Below are 17,703 nucleotides of genomic sequence, written 5' to 3' on the forward strand. Positions count from 1 at the left end.
TGCTTTTTTTATATGCTTATTGAAAAAACTCACTTTTATACTATGATACAATTTTATTATAAATTGCATCATAGATTATAATAAAATTGTATCAAATATTTAAGTAAGTAAAATAATAAATAAAAAATAAAGTGAGGTCAAAACAATGAGTAGAAAAATAATTTTAAATTTAGCTATAAGTATTGATGGATATATAGCATCTGAAGATGGCGGATTTGGCTGGATAGTTGGAGATGGAGATAAAAGTTTAGATACAGAGAAAAAATGGGATTTTAGTGAATTTTTAGATACTATAGATATAGTAGTAATGGGTAAAAATTGTTATGATCAAAACTTTCATAAAGATTTTAAAAATAAAAAGGTATATGTTGCAACATCTAAAAACTTAAAAGATTATGAAAATATACATTTTATAAAAGGTGATATAGTAAGAATGATTGAGAAAGAAAGACAAACAATTGAGAAAAATATATTTTTATTTGGAGGGGGGAAAGTTATTGATCCATTTATAAAAGCCAATATTATAGATGAATATGTAATAGGAATTATACCTACGATATTAGGCAAAGGAAGAAAATTATTTTTAGAGAATAATCCTAAAATAGACTTACACTTAGATGAATATATTACTGATGAGGGCGTTGTAATTCTTAGATATTCAAAAAGATAAAAAGCTACGACATTGTATACTTATTTTATGTTTAAGTAAAATGAATATGATTTTGATTAAATATAATAATAATTACATATAGTTAAGTTTGTATTTTAGAAAGGAACAGTATATGAAAATATATATTTTAAAAGTTGATTTAAGGGCATCATGGGTACATTCTTTAAAAGAAAAAAGAATGGTAGTAAAGAGTATAACAAGTAAACTTAAAAATAAATTTAATATTTCTGTAGCTGAAATTGAAAATCAAGATGTACATCAGCTTGTTACAATAGGTATAATTGGAATATCTTTAGATCAAAGTGCTTGTTATAGTAATAAAGAAAATATAATAAATTTTATAGAAAGCAATACAGATGCAGAAATTATCAATATTGATGAAGATGTGTTAAATATATAGAAACATTAAAAATAATATTTAAGAAAGAATATATTTTATATTTATGAGAAATCTAATTGTAGTATATATTAAAAAGGAGTTTTTATCACAATGAAAAAAACATTTATATTAACGTTGATTCTGACTTTCTTATGTACTACAATTACTTTTGGACAGCCTAGTGAGCATGTAATATTGTCTGTTAAAGATTTAATAAGAGTGGAAAATGATTTAGATATAATTATCAAAAAGATTATTTCTTGCGAATACGATAAAACATCTATGGAGAAAACTCTTAAATTTGATAGGGAAGTTTTAAGTAGCATATTTAATAAATGTCATGCTAATTACAATAAGGAAGATTCAAATTTGATTAGAAGAGAAACCGATACCATTTTTTACATTGCTTCAGTATATAGGTTGTCTATTAACGGTATTTTACTGTACTTAGAAGATAAAAATAATTATGAAGCATATTTTTTAGATTCGATAACTCAATTCAAAGTAGGAAAGCTTGCTTTGGATCAATTTAGGCAAACTCTAGAAAAAGCATACAAAGTTAAAATATAAAAAAGCTAATTTAATTAAATTAGCTTTTTTATATTTTAACTTATTTTATTATAGGTAATTGTATATTGGGTGGATTTTTCGCCCAATCTTCAAATCTATATTCAAAGTTCCAATAAATATCTGTTAAAACTCTAAAACCACTTTTACTAATACCTTTTTCAAAGAAAATTTCAATAGAATTAATTTTGTTAGCTAATTATTTGTTTATGACTATATTATAATTATCGTGTTTAAAAATCATATCTAATTCAGTAGCATCATCCAGAGCTATATCAAACACAGGACCTAGTCAGTTGCTTACTCTACGTATGTAAACTCTAAAAGATTTATGTTTACAATCTTGAAGCATTTTATCAATAGCTAACTTTCCGCTTTCTTTAATATTAAAAAACAAAAAATCACATCCTTTAAAAAATTTACACTAGTTAATAGCTATAATCTATAAGATACCCACTATATATAGGAAATATCAATTGTACAAAAAATAAATTTAAAATTATAATAAATGTGTAAATTATAAAAATAATGTATAATGGAGGAGAAATTTGTGAATAAAGAGCAAAGAGTGTCAGAAATAAGAAAAATAGCAGAAGGATATTTTGAAAGAGGTGAATTTTTCTGTTCAGAGGCAGTTGTAAAAACTATAAATGATGAATTAGGAAAACCATTTAGTGATGAAGTTACAAAGTTAGCTTCAGGATTTCCGATCGGGGTTGGAAAATCAGGATGTCTTTGTGGTGCTGTAAGTGGTGGTGTTATGGCATTAGGAATGGTATATGGAAGATGTCATGGAGAAGCAATGAATGAAGACATGTTTAAACATGCGGCTGATTTACATGATAGAATAAAAGAATTATATAAAAGTACTTGCTGTAGAGTAATGACTAGAAACTTTGAGTTCCAATCACCAGAAAGAAAAGCACACTGTATTAAAATAACAGGAGAAGTTGCAGCTTATATAGCTGAAAAGTTAATAGATGATGGAAAATTAAAATAAGTAGGTGTACATATGGAAGCTAAAAATAGAGAGGTTAAGTCAAATTTTGAAGACATGCCTGTTGCAATAGCTGGTATTGCACTTGGTTTTATGAGCATATCTACAGCATTACTTGAGTTTAATATAACTTGGGTACGTCATCTAGCTGTATTATTTTCAATACTATGCATAGGTTTTTTATTAATAAAGTTAATATTACACCCAAATAAAGTAGTTAATGAGATAAAGCATCCAATGGCTGGAAGCATTTATCCAACTATATTTATGACACTTATGTTAGTAGCAGTTTATTTAGTTGAAATAAATCCCAAAGTAGCTAGTGGATTGTGGTTAGGAGCAACAGTACTACACTTTTTAACATTTATAATGTTTGCAGTATATATGATTAAAGATTTTAAAATGGAAAACATGATTCCAAGTTGGTTTATACCAACAGTTGGAATTGGATTAGCAGCTGTTACAAGTAAACCTATGAATATGCCTGTAATCTCTAAGGCATTATTTTATTATTCACTTATAGCATTTATAGTACTATTCCCTATTATGATATATAGACTTTTATCTATGGAAAAACTAACTGGACCAAAAGTTCCAACTTTAATGATAATGGTAGCTCCAGCCAATATATGTTTAGCAGCTTATTTTGCAATTGCAGATAAGCCAAATGCTATGTTTGTAAGTATTTTAGCAGCTGTTTCATACGTATCACTTTTATATGGATATACAATACTTCCAAAACTTATAAAATTACCTTATTCTCCGGGTCTTGCTCCACTTACTTTCCCACTTGGGATAAGTGTTGTTGCATCTCAGAGATATGCAAAATACCTAGGTAAGGTAGGATCTCCACTAGAGAGTACAGTTAGAGCATTTTTATATGTTCAAGTTATAATAGCTATATTGGTTATTGGATATATAGTAATAAAGACAATTGAATTTTTATATAAAAAATTTAATACAAATAAATCTAAAAATGTAAATTCTATGTAGCAGTATAATTAACTATATATTAAATATGATAAAAATTAAAAAATTTAAATTATGCGTATATAATTTAATGAAATGGCTAATATATAATCAGACAGTTAATTAAGGTTGATTGTCAAACCATTACTTACTATTCAAAAGCTAGATAAATTCTAATCTTTTGATAGTGACTTTGGGAGTAATGGTGGCTAGGTACTTGAAAAAGTATCATATTAGATATAATGAATCTACTAGATAATCTCGGTCTACTAGAGTGCAGTTAGTTTTAGTTTAAAGTCCAAAGATTAGACTTCAAGCTAAATTGCAAACTATATTTAATAAAAGTCAAAAGAGAACAGGATGTAATTAATATTACTCCTAAAAAAGCACTGATTTTGAAAGCAAATGCTGTCAAATCAGTGCTTTTTTTTTATATGAAGCTTAAAATAATATATTTTAAACTTATTGAAATAAAATTATATTGATATTATTATAACAATTTGATAGGATAATAGTGAAATTTAAATGAAATGTTTTTATAAAGGGGAGAAATTATGAGTTATAAAAAGGGAGTAAAAAGACTAGCAGCAATAGCTATATCAGCAGGAGTTATAGCACCAATTATGCAACCAACAGTTGCAGAAGCTGCAAAAAAGGAAAATTCAACTGTTGATTTTCGAATAATGGCTACAACTGATTTACATGCTAATATAATGGATCATGATTATTTTACAGATAAACAAGATCCTAATATGGGATTATCAAGATTATCAACTATAATCGAAAAGTCAAAAAAAGAAGTAGATAAAGATACAAAAAACAAAAATATAGACAACTCAATATTAGTAGATAATGGAGATGTAATACAAGGGAACCCATTATCAACAGTATATGCAATGAATGAAGAAACAAAAGTTAAACCAGGAGAGAAATACCCTGTATATGAAGCTTTAGATATATTAGGTTATGATGCAACTACATTAGGGAATCATGAATTTAATTATGGACTTGATTTCTTAAAACAAATAACAAAGAAAAATGTAATGAGAACAAAGCTTGTTAATGCAAACGTTTTAGATAACAATGGAAAGAATATATTCAACCCATATAACATAATAAATGAAACAGTAATAGATTCAAATGGTAAAAAACAAAAAGTTAAAATAGGCATAACTGGAGTTGTGCCACCTCAAATATTAAATTGGGACAAGAAAAACTTACAAGGTAAAGTTAAAGTTGAAGATATGAAAACTTCAGTTGAGAAAATAACCAAAGAATTGAAAGAAAAACATAAGGTTGACATAGTAATAGCTTTAGCACACACTGGAACAGGTGAGAGTGATGAGCATATAATGAACTCTGAAAATGCTGCATATCAATTAACAAAAGTAAAAGGTTTAGATGTTGTTGTAGCAGGTCACTCGCATTCAACAACACAAACAGAAATGAATGGAGTTCAAATTATACAGCCTGCTAACTGGGGGAAAGAGTTAGGAATAGTTGATTTAAAATTGGAACAAAAGGGAAAAACTTGGGGTGTTAATGATAAAGAAAGTAAAGTATCAAGGAAAAATGTAAAAGAATTAAAGCCAGAAAATAATCCTATTATAACTGAAAATAAAGATTTGAAAAAAGCACATGAAGCTACAATAGAATTTATAAATAAGCCTGTAGGAGAAACCACTAAAGAGTTAAATAGTTTCTTTTCACTAGTATCAGATAATGAATCAGTTGAATTAGTAGCACAAGCTCAAAAGTGGTATGCTAAAAACAAAATAGAACAAGGACAAGATGAACTTAAACAATATAAAGATTTACCTATATTATCTGCAGCAGCTCCATTTAAAGCAGGAGGACGAGAATTCAATGATGCAACTAACTATGTAGATATAAAATCGGGAGAACTTAAAATAAAAGACTTATCAAACTTATATGTATATGATAATACTATAAGTATATTAAAGATAAATGGAGCACAAATAAAAGAATGGTTAGAAATGACAAGTGGTATGTATAACACAATAAATCCTACCTCAAACGAAGATCAGCAATTGTTTAACCCTGCATATAGATCATATAACTTTGATTCTATAGAAGGTCTTACATATGAAATAGATGTAACTAAAAAAGCTAAATATGACAGCAATGGAAATACTATAAATCAAGATTCTCAAAGAATATCAAACTTAAAATACAATGGTAAAAACTTAGATCCAAATCAAGAATTTTTAGTAGTTACCAATAACTACAGAGCAAGTGGAACTTTCCCTGGAATTAAAGATGCACAAGTAGTTTACTCATCTCCTGATGAAAATAGACAAGCAGTAATGGATTACATAAAAGAAGCAGGAAAAATAACTCCTTCGAAAGATAATAACTGGAAAATCAAGCCAGTAAAAACAAATGCTAAAGTTTTATTTAATTCTCATAAAAATGGAGAAAGTTATTTAAATGATATACCGAGTGTGAAAAAAGTAAAAGATTTGGACAATGAAATGGCTACTTATGCTTATGATTTAAGTAAAGGAGAAGGTGATAAAAATACGGTAGATGTTCAATTGTTATTGTTTAATGATTTACATGGGCAATTTGATGTAGATTCTAAATTGGGTGGAGGTATAGATAATTTATCAGCGTATTTAAAAAAATTACAAAGTGAAAATAAAAATACACTTACACTTTCAGCTGGAGATGCAGTAGGAGGAAGTCCTGCTGTTACAGCATTAAAACAAGACCAACCAACTTTAGAAATAATGAAAGAAATGAATGTAGATGTAGTGACTACGGGAAATCATGAATATGATGAAGGTACAAGTGAATTAGCTAGGATAATACAAGGAGGAACTCACTCATCGGGACTTAACTGGGAAGGGTCTCAAAGTTTTAATTGGGTAACGGCTAACGTTGTAGCAAATAAAGATATGAAGTTTGGAAATAAGGAAGTAAAAAAAGGAGAGCCAATACTAAGTCCATATACTATAAAAGAATTTGATGGGGTAAAAGTAGGTGTAATAGGTATAGTAACAACAGATACTGCAAGAAAAGTTGTACCTGCAGGTATAAAAGATGTGGACTTTATAGATGAGGTTAGTGCTATAGATAAATATACTAAAGAGCTTCAACAACAAGGTGTGAAAACTATAATCGTATTATCTCATGTGCCAGCACTAACAGATAAAGACACAGGAAAGCTTGTAGATTTAGAGGGTAGTATCGATATATATGATATATCTCAAAAGGTAAATGATGAGGTTGATGTAATAATGGCAGCTGATAATCATCAGTTTGCAAACTCAGTTGTAAAAAGAGAAGGAAAAGATGATATAGTAGTAACTCAAGCGTATTCTAAATCTACTAATATAAGTGATATAGATTTGGTTATAGATAAAGAGAGTGGAGACGTAGTATCTTCAAAATCAGAAATATTACCAATAGACCCTAAAAATATATCAGCAGATAAAGCTGTCACACTTATGGTTCAAAAAGCAAGGGAAGATGTTAAACCTTTACTTGAAAGAAAAGTCGGTTTCGCAGAAGAATTTATTTCAAGAAATATAGAAGGTGCAAATGGAGAATCAGAACTTGGAAGAATGATAGCAGATGCTCAACTATGGGCAGCTAAAGAAAAAGGTGAAGATGTTCAGATATCAATGATGAATATAGGTGGAGTAAGAGCTGATTTACAACAAGGTGATGTAACATATGAAGATGTTTACACAATACAACCATTTGGAAATGATTTAACGAAGCTTACATTAAGTGGGGCACAATTAAAAACAATTTTAGAAACTCAGAATATACATGATTGGGTAATTGGTATGCGACAAGGAAAATATAATAGACCAAGAATGTTACAAGTAGAAGGATTTACATATAAATGGCACCCAGAACTTGTTAATGGTAACTGGGTTGTAAAAGTAGATAGCATAAATTTAAAAGATGAAAATAAAACACAAGTAACTGATGATATGAAGATAAATACTGTAGCTAATATATTTTTAGCACAAGGCGGAGACGGATTTACTACGTTCAAAGAAACAAACTATGAAGTTATTATGAGTGATTTAGAAGCTTTTGAAAAATATGCTGAAGCATTTTCAAAATTAGATAGTGATAATGATGGAACGATTGGATTAAACAAACCAGATATAAACAAAAATCCTAATTTAGTAAACTTAGATCAGAACTTTGATGGCAAAATTGATTAATTAAAAATAAAAAATTTAAATTAAATACATATTATTTATGATAATGGTTAATATATAATCAGACAGTTAATTAAGGTTGATTGTCAAACCAACGCTTACTACGCAAAAGCTAGATTATATCTAACCTTTTGGTAGTGTCTTTGGGAGTGATGGTGGCTAGGTACTTAAAAAAGTATCGTATTAAATATAATGAATCTACTAGAAATCCTCGGTCTACTAGAGTGCAGTTAGTTTTAGTCTAAAGTCCAAAGGTTAGAGTTCAAGCTAAATTGCAAACTATATTTAATAAAAGTCAAAAGAGGAATAGGATGTAATTAATATTACTCCTAAAAAAAGCACTGATTTTGAAAGTGAATACTATCAAATCAGTGCTTTTGTATTGTATAAATATAATAATAATGACTAGACAATAATTTTAACTTATAAAAAAGATAAATGATTAAAAAGTTTTTAAAAAGATACATATTACTAGATAAAATGGTTAATATATAATCAGACAGTTAATTAAGTTTAATTGTCAAACCAAAACTTACTACGCAAAAGCTAGATTATATCTAACCTTTTGGTAGTCTCTTTGGAAGTTATGGTGACTAGGTACTTGAAAAAGTATCATATTAAGTATAATGAATCTACTAGAAGCCCTCGGTCTACTAGAGTGCAGTTAGTTTTAGTCTAAAGTCCAAAGGTTAGAGTTCAAGCTAAATTGCAAACTATATTTAATAAAAGTCAAAAGAGGAATAGGATGTAATTAATATTACTCCTAAAAAAGCACTGATTTTGAAAGTGAATACTATCAAATCAGTGCTTTTTATATTGAATAAAAGTAAAAAATTTAATTTTAAGAATTTTGTTTATAATCTATTAATAATGGATATATCTATATATAACATAACAATTTATTTATATTAAAGAAAATAATTAAAGATTAGGAGATATAGATATGGCATTAGAAATGGAAAAATATTTAAAAGTAAGAAAAGCTCAAGGACAAGGTGCTAGAACTGTTGAGGAACTTAAAGAAATATCAGATATAGTTATTGAAAGTGAAGAAGAACTTAAAGAAGTAGAAACTCTTATAAAAAATGCATGTAAATGTAAGAATGTATTAATTGAAACAATAGTAGAAGCAGTAAAAAACGGAGCTGATACAGTTGAAAAGGTTGGAGAAGTAACTAAAGCAGGTACGGGATGTGGAAGATGTAAAGGAATTATATCAAACATCATAGAAAATAAAAGATAATTAATTATGATTTTTACTATGGATTCAAGAAGGGATATGTATTAATACATATCCCTTTTTAGTTTGAAAATTTAGGAAAATAAATTTTAAGAATTATTTAAGATTAAGGAAAGATTAGTTTAAGAATTAAATATTAAAATGTATTTATAAACTAACTAAGGAGATGATTAAATGAATATTAAGATATATAAAAAATTAGCTATAGTATTAACTTTATCAATTGTTATTTTCAGTGCCACAGGATGTGAAGCATTAGGAAACTTTAATCTTTTTGAAAAATCAGATTCTGAAAAACACTATTCTATCTCAAGCATATTAGAAGATGCAGCTTCAGCATTTGAAAATATTACTTCTGATGTAATTGGATATACAAAAGACTTTATAGGTGATAAAGATTTCAGAGAAGGTGAGATAGAAAAAATTAAAGAAATACCAAATGAAATTAAAGATAATATTGACATATTTGAAAAAAATTCGAATGGTTTTGGATTAAATGAAAATAATATGATTGTTAAATGGGCTTCTGATGTATACCAAACAATTAAAGATTCAATAGGAAATTTAGTAGATGGAATAAAAATTTAAAATAGAATAAATGATAAATTTAAAGCTACACCTTAATTCATTAAGGAGTAGCTTTGTTTTGTATAAGAACATAAAAATAAAAAAATATATTGACAAAGCTAAATCATAAATATATTATATTAATAACAAGTTATTAGCACTCGATGTTAAAGAGTGATAACAAAATGATTTTAGAAATTATTACTTATAAGTAATTAACATATATTATAGATAACGGAGGTATTGTGTATATGAATATAGAAAAAATGACAGTAAGAGTACAAAAAGGTTTAAATGAAGCTTTTAATATAGCGGTAAAAAATCACAATCAACAAGTGGATGCAATACATCTATTAAGTGCACTTGTAAATCAAGAAGATGGTCTTATTCCAAATATACTAGAAAAGATGAACGTGTCTGTTGATGCATTTAATAACAGCATAAATTCAGAACTTAATAAATTACCACAAATACATGGTGAAGGGATAAATTCACAAGGAGTAACAGCTACAAGAAAGATAAATGAAATTTTAATTAAAGCAGAAGAAATATCTAAAGAATTTAAAGATGTATATATAAGTGTAGAACATGTTATGATTGCAATAATGGAAGTTGAATCAAAAACAAATATAGGTAAGATATTAAAGCAATATAATATAAATAAAAATGACTTTTTAAATGTATTATCAAAGGTGAGAGGAAATCAAAGGGTAGAAACTCAAGATCCAGAAGGAACTTATGAAGCATTAGCTAGATATGCTACAAACTTAGTAGAATTAGCTAAGAAAAACAAGTTAGACCCTGTAATAGGAAGAGATGAAGAAATAAGAAGAGTCATAAGAATATTATCAAGAAGAACTAAAAACAATCCTGTATTAATAGGAGAACCAGGAGTTGGTAAAACAGCTATAGTGGAAGGGTTAGCTGAAAGAATAGTTAGAGGAGATGTTCCTGAAGGATTAAAGGATAAAGTAATATTCTCTTTAGATATGGGTTCTTTAATTGCAGGAGCTAAATACAGAGGTGAATTTGAAGAAAGATTAAAAGCAGTTCTTAAAGAAGTTCAAGGTGCAGAAGGCAAGATAATTTTATTTATAGATGAGATACACACAATAGTTGGAGCTGGAAAAACTGATGGAGCAATGGATGCTGGAAACTTAATAAAACCTATGTTAGCTCGTGGAGAATTAAACTGTATAGGAGCAACTACTTTTGATGAATATAGACAATATATTGAAAAAGATAAGGCTCTTGAAAGACGTTTCCAACCAGTTATGGCGGAAGAACCTAGTGTTAATGATACGATTTCAATACTTCGTGGACTTAAAGAAAGATTTGAAATTCATCATGGAATAAGAATACATGATAATGCTATAGTTGCAGCTGCAAAATTGTCTGATAGATATATACAAGATAGATTTTTACCAGATAAAGCTATAGATTTAATAGACGAAGCTGGAGCTATGATTAGAAGTGAGATAGATTCTCTTCCAACAGAGCTGGATACAGTTAGAAGAAAATTATTAACATTAGAAACAGAAAGAGAAGCATTGCTAAAAGAAAATGATGAGAAAAGTAAAGAAAGACTTGAAAAATTAGGAAAAGAATTAGCTGAATTAAAATCTAAAAACGACGAAATGACTGCTAAGTATGAAAAAGAGAAAAGTCAAATATTAGAAATAAGAAATTTAAAAGCACAGCTTGATGAAGCTAAAGGAAATGTTGAAAAGTATGAGAGAGAATATGACTTTAACAAAGCAGCAGAATTAAAATATGGAGTAATACCTAAATTAGAAGAACAAATAAAGGCACATGAAGAAAAAATGCAAGAAAGCTATGAAAATGCTTTATTAAAAGAAGAAGTAACAGAAAATGAAATTTCTCAAATAGTTGCTAAGTGGACAGGTATACCAGTTACTAAACTTGTAGAGGGAGAAAGAGAAAAACTATTAAAGTTAGAAGATGAACTACACAAAAGAGTAATTGGACAAGATGAAGCTGTAACTGCTGTAAGTAATGCGGTAATACGTGCTCGTGCAGGACTTAAAGATGAGAATAAGCCAATAGGTTCATTTATATTCTTAGGACCTACAGGAGTAGGTAAAACAGAGCTTGCTAAAACGCTAGCTAATAACCTATTTGATAGTGAAGATAATATTATAAGAATTGATATGTCTGAATATATGGAAAAACATGCAGTATCAAGACTTATAGGACCTCCTCCAGGATATGTAGGATATGAAGAAGGTGGGCAGTTAACAGAAGCTGTAAGAAGAAATCCATATTCTGTATTATTATTTGATGAAATAGAGAAAGCACATGAAGATGTATTCAACTTATTCCTTCAAATATTAGATGATGGAAGACTTACTGACAATAAAGGTAAAACGGTAGACTTTAAAAATACTATCATAATAATGACTTCAAATATAGGTAGTTCATATTTATTAGAATCTGGTGAAAATGTTAATGATGAAGCTAAAGAGTTGGTTATGAACGAAATGAAGAGAAGATTTAAGCCAGAATTCTTAAATAGAGTTGATGATATTATAATGTTTAAACCATTAGATAAAGAAGGAATAAAACAAATTATAGACATCTTTATGAAATCTTTAAGAAATAGATTACAAGATAAGAGCATAGAAATTGAAATTACAGAAAGAGCAAAAGACATAATGGTTAACGAAGGGTATGATCCAATTTACGGAGCTAGACCATTAAAAAGATATATAAGCAATGTACTAGAAACTATGATAGCTAAAAAGTTAATAGCAGGAGAAATATATAACGGATGCACTATAGTAGTTGATGAAGAAAATGAAAATATAAATATATCTGTAAAATAGTTTAATGAAATAAAGTTAAAAAGATACTACCTAAATTTAGGTAGTATTTTTTGTGTAATTTTAAATTTTGAGTGACAAAATTGTAACGCCATATAACTTTAAATATAAACGTACCAAATTTTTTTATGCTAAAATAAAAAAAGAATGTAATTTAAATGACTAAAAGAGGGGATTATTATGAAATTTGTATCAATAAGGAAATGTGATGATTATAACTATGAAAATATAAAAAAATCAATAGAGAAAAACTTAGAAGATATTGGCGGAATAGAAAAATATATAAATCCAAATAGCAAAGTATTAATAAAACCAAATTTACTTATGAAAAAGATACCAGAAGAAGCTACAACAACACATCCAATAGTGGTTAAAGTTGTATGTGAAATGCTTCTTAAATTAAATTGTGATATAGTAATTGCTGATAGTCCAGGTGGACCATATACTACATCAGCTTTAAAAGGTATATACAAATCAACTGGAATGAAAGATATAGCGGATGAATTAGGTGTAACTCTAAACTATGATGTGAGTGAAGTAAAAGTAGAAAATGAAAGCTCTAAAGCATTAAGATTTATGGATATAATAACTCCAATAAAAGACGTTGATCATATAATTAATATATGTAAACTAAAGACTCATGGTATGGCTACATTTACTGGAGGAGTTAAAAATCTATATGGATCTATTGCGGGATTAAAAAAAGCAGAAATACATTATAGATTTCCAAGTGAAGAAATATTTTGTGAAGATGTATTATTAGATATATGTTCATATGTAAATCCAACACTAACTATTATGGATGGAATTGTTGGCATGGAAGGAGAAGGACCTTCTGCAGGAAGTCCGAGACATATTGGAACAACTTTAGTATCAACAAGTCCATATGCGTTAGATTCAATAGCCTGCAAACTTATAAATTTAGATATAAACAAGGTTCCAACTGTAAGAGGAAGTATAAAAAGAGGATACATAAAGAATGATTTAAGCGATGTTAAAGCAATAGGTGATGATATAAGCCAATTTGTTGTAAAGGATTTTAAAATACCAAAAACAAGCAAAGATTTTAGATTACTATCATCGACTTTACCTAAGTTTATACATGAACCTCTTACGAAATTATTAACTCCAAAACCAGTTGTTTCTTACAATAAGTGCGTGAAATGTAAAAAGTGTATAGAGGCATGTCCAGCAAAGGTTATAAGTTTAGATTCAAAAATAGAAATAGATTTAAGTAAATGTATAAGATGTTTTTGCTGCCACGAATTATGTCCTAAAAAAGCTATAGACATAAAGCGAAGTATAGTCTTTAAGTTAATAAAATAAAAATAATAATTGGAGAGTAAATATGAAAAGATTTGAATATCAAGTATTAACAATATACCAACGTGGAAGACAGTATTTAAAGAGAGAGATAAATATATAAGTATAAAAAGCTAGTTAAAATAAATTTGTTTATTTTAACTAGCTTTTTAAAATAGTGTTTAACAAAACTATAATGAAATACATATAATAAAAAGTGTCAGTGTAATTTAAAAGTACAAAATTTATTTTAGGGGGAGTGTTTCATGAGGGTAGACTGCAAACTATATGAGTTTAGGGGTGTATGGGTGGCAACAGTATATGATATAGATTGGCCCAAGACAAAAAATGATGCTGAAGCACAAAAGAAAGAATTCATACAGTTATTAGATAAATTGCAAAGTCTAAATTTTAATGTAGTTATGGTTCAAATCAGACCTACATCAGATACTTTTTACAAATCAAAAATCAATCCATGGTCATCGTATCTTACAGGAACACAAGGAAAAGATCCAGGGTATGATCCACTTCAATTTATGTTAGATGAAACACATAAAAGAAATATGCAATTTTATGGATGGTTAAATCCATATAGAATAACTACTAAAGGGACTGATTTAAGTGTGTTAGCAGATAATAATCCAGCAAAATTAAATCCTGATTGGGTTTTGGAATTTAATGATGCACTTTCATATAATCCTGAAGATAGAGAGGTAATAAACTATTTAGCAACTACAGTTTTTGAAATAGTTTCTAATTATAATGTAGACGGAATAATATTTGATGAATATTTCTATCCAGAAGGTTATCCTATGCCAAAATGTGAGTGTAAATGGATTTGTAAATGTGGTTGTTGGGAATGTGTGAATGTTGGAGATTACAGAAGATCAGCCATAAATTATTTAATAAAAACTATATATAGAGTTATAAAAGCTACAAATCCAAAAGTTCAGTTTGGAATAAGTCCTTTCCCAGTATGGAAGAATAAGAGTAGTGATATAAATGGATCTAACACAAATGCACAAGAAGGTTATTATGCTTTATACTCAGACCCTCTAACTTGGATACAAGAAGGAACTGTAGATTTTATAGCGCCACAAATATATTGGGCAACCAACGACAAAAAAAATCCATATGAAACACTAGTGAGATGGTGGTCTAATGTAGTGGAAGGTACAAATGTAAAATTATATATTGCACAAAGTATAAATAAGGCAGAAACAGCTAAAGAGTTAGACAAACAAATTGCTATAAATAGAGAGTATCCAGAGGTTAAAGGAAATATATTATTTAGTTATAGAGATATAGCTAGTAATAATGGAGGTATAGTACAACAATTAGAAAAGGCATATTCAGAAAAGGCATGTATCTTATAAAAAATAGCCCTTATAATAAGATTTATTTAAACAATAGAAATATATGTTTAAAAAAACTATTATAAGGGTTTTTTTATGCTAAATATTTAATTAAATTAAAAATATACATTACAATTAAAATATTTGTAAGTAAACTCAAAAAAGAGTTAAGCGAAATTTCAGCATTAGAACCAACCTTTATTACCGGAGCTAAAGGTAACCTATATTTTTTACAAGATGGATAAAAAAGACAAACTCCACTAGAGTTGAACATATCCAAAAGTATATGAGATATGCAACCTAATATAAAACCATAAAATATTATAAATATATATACATCTAAAAATACAAAGATGTAAGGGTAGAATAATTTAAATCCAATATCTATTAATAATGATAAAAAAATTAAAAAATATATAAATAAGGCACTGTGAGTAAATCCTCTGTGGTGAAGTTTATTATTAATTATTTTAGATGAAATATGAAACTTTTTTCCTAAGTAGGATTGTGGACAGTCTATGTCAGGGAAAATAGAACCTAACTTTAAGAAGTAAATATACAATAAAAAGAAAATAGAAATTTCTATTAAATTGAAATTGGAAATTATGTAATTATAAAATGGACCTAAAAATAACATGCCTAAAAATATACCGCCATTGACATGAGTGTCATATTTAATTTAAAACACCTCCCATAGATTATATTCAAAATATAGAAATATTTTCATCAAATTATTCTGAAAAATTACGGAAAAGTTACGTTGAAAGTGTATATGTAGAAAAATGCATTATATGGTGCTAATATTTAGGTATTAATAAGTGGTAAAATATGGGAGGATGAGATGAAAAAGTGGATTAAAAACAACTTATGGATATGGGGGTTACTTGTTGTAATAATTGTACTAGTAATAGTAAATGGAACTAAAAGAAACTCAGATAAGGAATTTGACAGTGGAAGCAATATAAAAATTGAAAAATTAAACACAAATCAGATTGATAATTTAAAAAAATTATGTAAAGTATGGGGTGTTGTAAAGTACTATAATCCTGAGGTTGTAGCTGGGAATGTAAACTTTGATTATGAACTATTTAGAGTTATGCCAGATACGTTAAATGCAAAAAATTCACAAGATGCTAATAGAGTAATATATCAGTGGGTTAAAAATTTAGGAGATATAGAAGTAAATAACACGGATAAAAATAATGAACACAAAAAAATAGCTCTTGAAAGAGATTTAAGTTGGATAAAAGATGCCAATTATCTAGATAAAGATTTAAGTCAATTATTAGTTAAGATTTCAAACTCTAACATTTCAAAAAGAAACAAAGCTTATGCTAAGTTTGATAAAGAGGTAGGACTTTCTAACTTTGAAAATGAAAACCTATATGAAGAAATGGACTATGATGACGATGGTTATAAATTGCTTGCTTTGTTTAGATATTGGAATATAATAGAATACTATTATCCATATACAGATATAATAGAAGAAAATTGGGATGAAGTATTAACTACATTTATACCTAAGTTTATAAATACTAAAAGTGAGTTAGATTATAAATTGGCAATTTCAGAGCTTACAACAAAAATACATGATCCACACGCCGCTATATATGATATAAATGAAACTTTAACTAAACACTGGGGAAATAAATATGCTCCTGTAGAATTTGCTTTAGTTGAAGATAATATTGTAATAAAAAAAATACTTCCTAAATACAAGAATAAATGCGAGTTGAAGCCAGGAGATATAGTATTAGAAATAAATGATAAAGGTATATCTGAAGTTATAAAAGAAAAATCTAAATATATATCTCTTTCAAGAAAAGAAGCTATTGTAAATTGCTTACAAGGATATTTATTTAGAACTTCAAATGATAGTATTAAGATAACTGTAAAAAGAGACGGGAAAGACATAATTAAAAATGTTAAGTGTTATAATGATCAATCAATGTTTGATATAAAAGAGCCATCGCATAAGCTTATAGATGAAAATATAGGATATATTAACCCAGCACAATTATCGAAAAATGAAATAGATAAAATAATGGACAAATTTATGAATACAGAAGGTATTATAGTAGATTTAAGAGAATATCCATCTGAATTTATTGTTTATGATTTAGGTAAAATGATTATTTCAAAACCAACAATTTTTTCAAAAATATCTGTACCTAGTCAATCAGTTCCAGGGGAATTTATATTTGAAAAAGATCAAATTGTTAACCCAGATGATAAAAAGCATTATAAAGGAAAAGTAATGATATTAATGAATGAAAGAAGTCAAAGTCAATCGGAGTTTACTGTAATGGCACTAAAAAAAGGAACTAATGCTAAAGTAATAGGAAGTAACTCTATTGGTACCGATGGAAATGTAACAGAGGTTTATTTGCCAGGAGGTGTAACAACTTTAATAACTGGACTAGGAGTTTATAATCCAGATGGTTTACAAACTCAAAGAATAGGTCTTAAACCAGATATTTATATAAAGCCAACTATAGATGGAATCAAAGAGGGAAGAGATGAACTTTCAGAAAAAGCTATAGAAATTATAAAAACTAAATAAAAAACAAATATAATATAAGGCTAGAAAATTTTCTAGCCTTATATTT

The 17,703-nt window shown here is 27.8% G+C and carries 13 protein-coding genes; 12 read left to right on the forward strand and 1 reads right to left on the reverse strand.

Features of this window, described 5'->3' with window-relative positions; genetic code table 11:
- Positions 1-145 precede the first annotated feature (145 nt).
- The 11 genes from KXZ80_RS06860 to KXZ80_RS06910 all read left to right on the forward strand — a co-directional run bounded on the left by KXZ80_RS06860 (position 146) and on the right by KXZ80_RS06910 (position 15,115).
- Positions 146-670: a dihydrofolate reductase family protein gene (locus KXZ80_RS06860; protein ID WP_021432735.1), complete on the forward strand. Its 525-nt coding sequence runs from the start codon at positions 146-148 to the stop codon at positions 668-670.
- Positions 671-782: 112 nt separating this feature from the next.
- Positions 783-1,070, forward strand: a complete 288-nt coding sequence (locus tag KXZ80_RS06865) for a DUF503 domain-containing protein (RefSeq protein WP_021432736.1) — start codon at positions 783-785, stop codon at positions 1,068-1,070.
- Positions 1,071-1,160: 90 nt separating this feature from the next.
- Complete coding sequence (locus KXZ80_RS06870; RefSeq protein ID WP_021432737.1) at positions 1,161-1,619, forward strand: hypothetical protein; 459 nt, start codon at positions 1,161-1,163, stop codon at positions 1,617-1,619.
- Positions 1,620-2,166: 547 nt separating this feature from the next.
- Positions 2,167-2,616, forward strand: a complete 450-nt coding sequence (locus KXZ80_RS06875; RefSeq protein ID WP_021432738.1) for a C-GCAxxG-C-C family protein — start codon at positions 2,167-2,169, stop codon at positions 2,614-2,616.
- A gap of 12 nt (positions 2,617-2,628) precedes the next feature.
- Positions 2,629-3,606 (forward strand): TDT family transporter, encoded by a 978-nt coding sequence (locus KXZ80_RS06880; RefSeq protein WP_021432739.1) that lies wholly within the window; start codon positions 2,629-2,631, stop codon positions 3,604-3,606.
- A 530-nt stretch (positions 3,607-4,136) separates the two neighbouring features.
- Positions 4,137-7,790 (forward strand): bifunctional 2',3'-cyclic-nucleotide 2'-phosphodiesterase/3'-nucleotidase, encoded by a 3,654-nt coding sequence (locus tag KXZ80_RS06885; protein ID WP_021432740.1) that lies wholly within the window; start codon positions 4,137-4,139, stop codon positions 7,788-7,790.
- A 940-nt stretch (positions 7,791-8,730) separates the two neighbouring features.
- Positions 8,731-9,030: a (2Fe-2S)-binding protein gene (locus KXZ80_RS06890; RefSeq protein ID WP_021432741.1), complete on the forward strand. Its 300-nt coding sequence runs from the start codon at positions 8,731-8,733 to the stop codon at positions 9,028-9,030.
- Positions 9,031-9,201: 171 nt separating this feature from the next.
- Positions 9,202-9,615: a hypothetical protein gene (locus tag KXZ80_RS06895; protein WP_021432742.1), complete on the forward strand. Its 414-nt coding sequence runs from the start codon at positions 9,202-9,204 to the stop codon at positions 9,613-9,615.
- A gap of 230 nt (positions 9,616-9,845) precedes the next feature.
- Entirely contained in the window at positions 9,846-12,440 is a 2,595-nt protein-coding gene (clpB, locus tag KXZ80_RS06900; protein WP_021432743.1) for an ATP-dependent chaperone ClpB, read from the forward strand.
- A 177-nt stretch (positions 12,441-12,617) separates the two neighbouring features.
- Positions 12,618-13,763: a DUF362 domain-containing protein gene (locus KXZ80_RS06905; RefSeq protein WP_021432744.1), complete on the forward strand. Its 1,146-nt coding sequence runs from the start codon at positions 12,618-12,620 to the stop codon at positions 13,761-13,763.
- 242 nt (positions 13,764-14,005) lie between these two features.
- Positions 14,006-15,115 (forward strand): glycoside hydrolase family 10 protein, encoded by a 1,110-nt coding sequence (locus tag KXZ80_RS06910; protein WP_021432745.1) that lies wholly within the window; start codon positions 14,006-14,008, stop codon positions 15,113-15,115.
- Positions 15,116-15,188: 73 nt separating this feature from the next.
- On the opposite strand, the gene KXZ80_RS17900 is transcribed toward KXZ80_RS06910, so the two are convergent.
- Positions 15,189-15,731, reverse strand: coding sequence for a metal-dependent hydrolase (locus KXZ80_RS17900; RefSeq protein WP_021432746.1), 543 nt, complete (start codon positions 15,729-15,731; stop codon positions 15,189-15,191).
- Positions 15,732-15,935: 204 nt separating this feature from the next.
- Here KXZ80_RS17900 and KXZ80_RS06920 point away from each other — a divergent pair, with 204 nt between their 5' ends.
- Positions 15,936-17,657 (forward strand): S41 family peptidase, encoded by a 1,722-nt coding sequence (locus KXZ80_RS06920; protein ID WP_021432747.1) that lies wholly within the window; start codon positions 15,936-15,938, stop codon positions 17,655-17,657.
- Positions 17,658-17,703: the final 46 nt, after the last annotated feature.

The organism is Paraclostridium bifermentans (genome assembly GCF_019916025.1).
In the GTDB taxonomy this organism is placed as follows: domain Bacteria; phylum Bacillota; class Clostridia; order Peptostreptococcales; family Peptostreptococcaceae; genus Paraclostridium; species Paraclostridium bifermentans.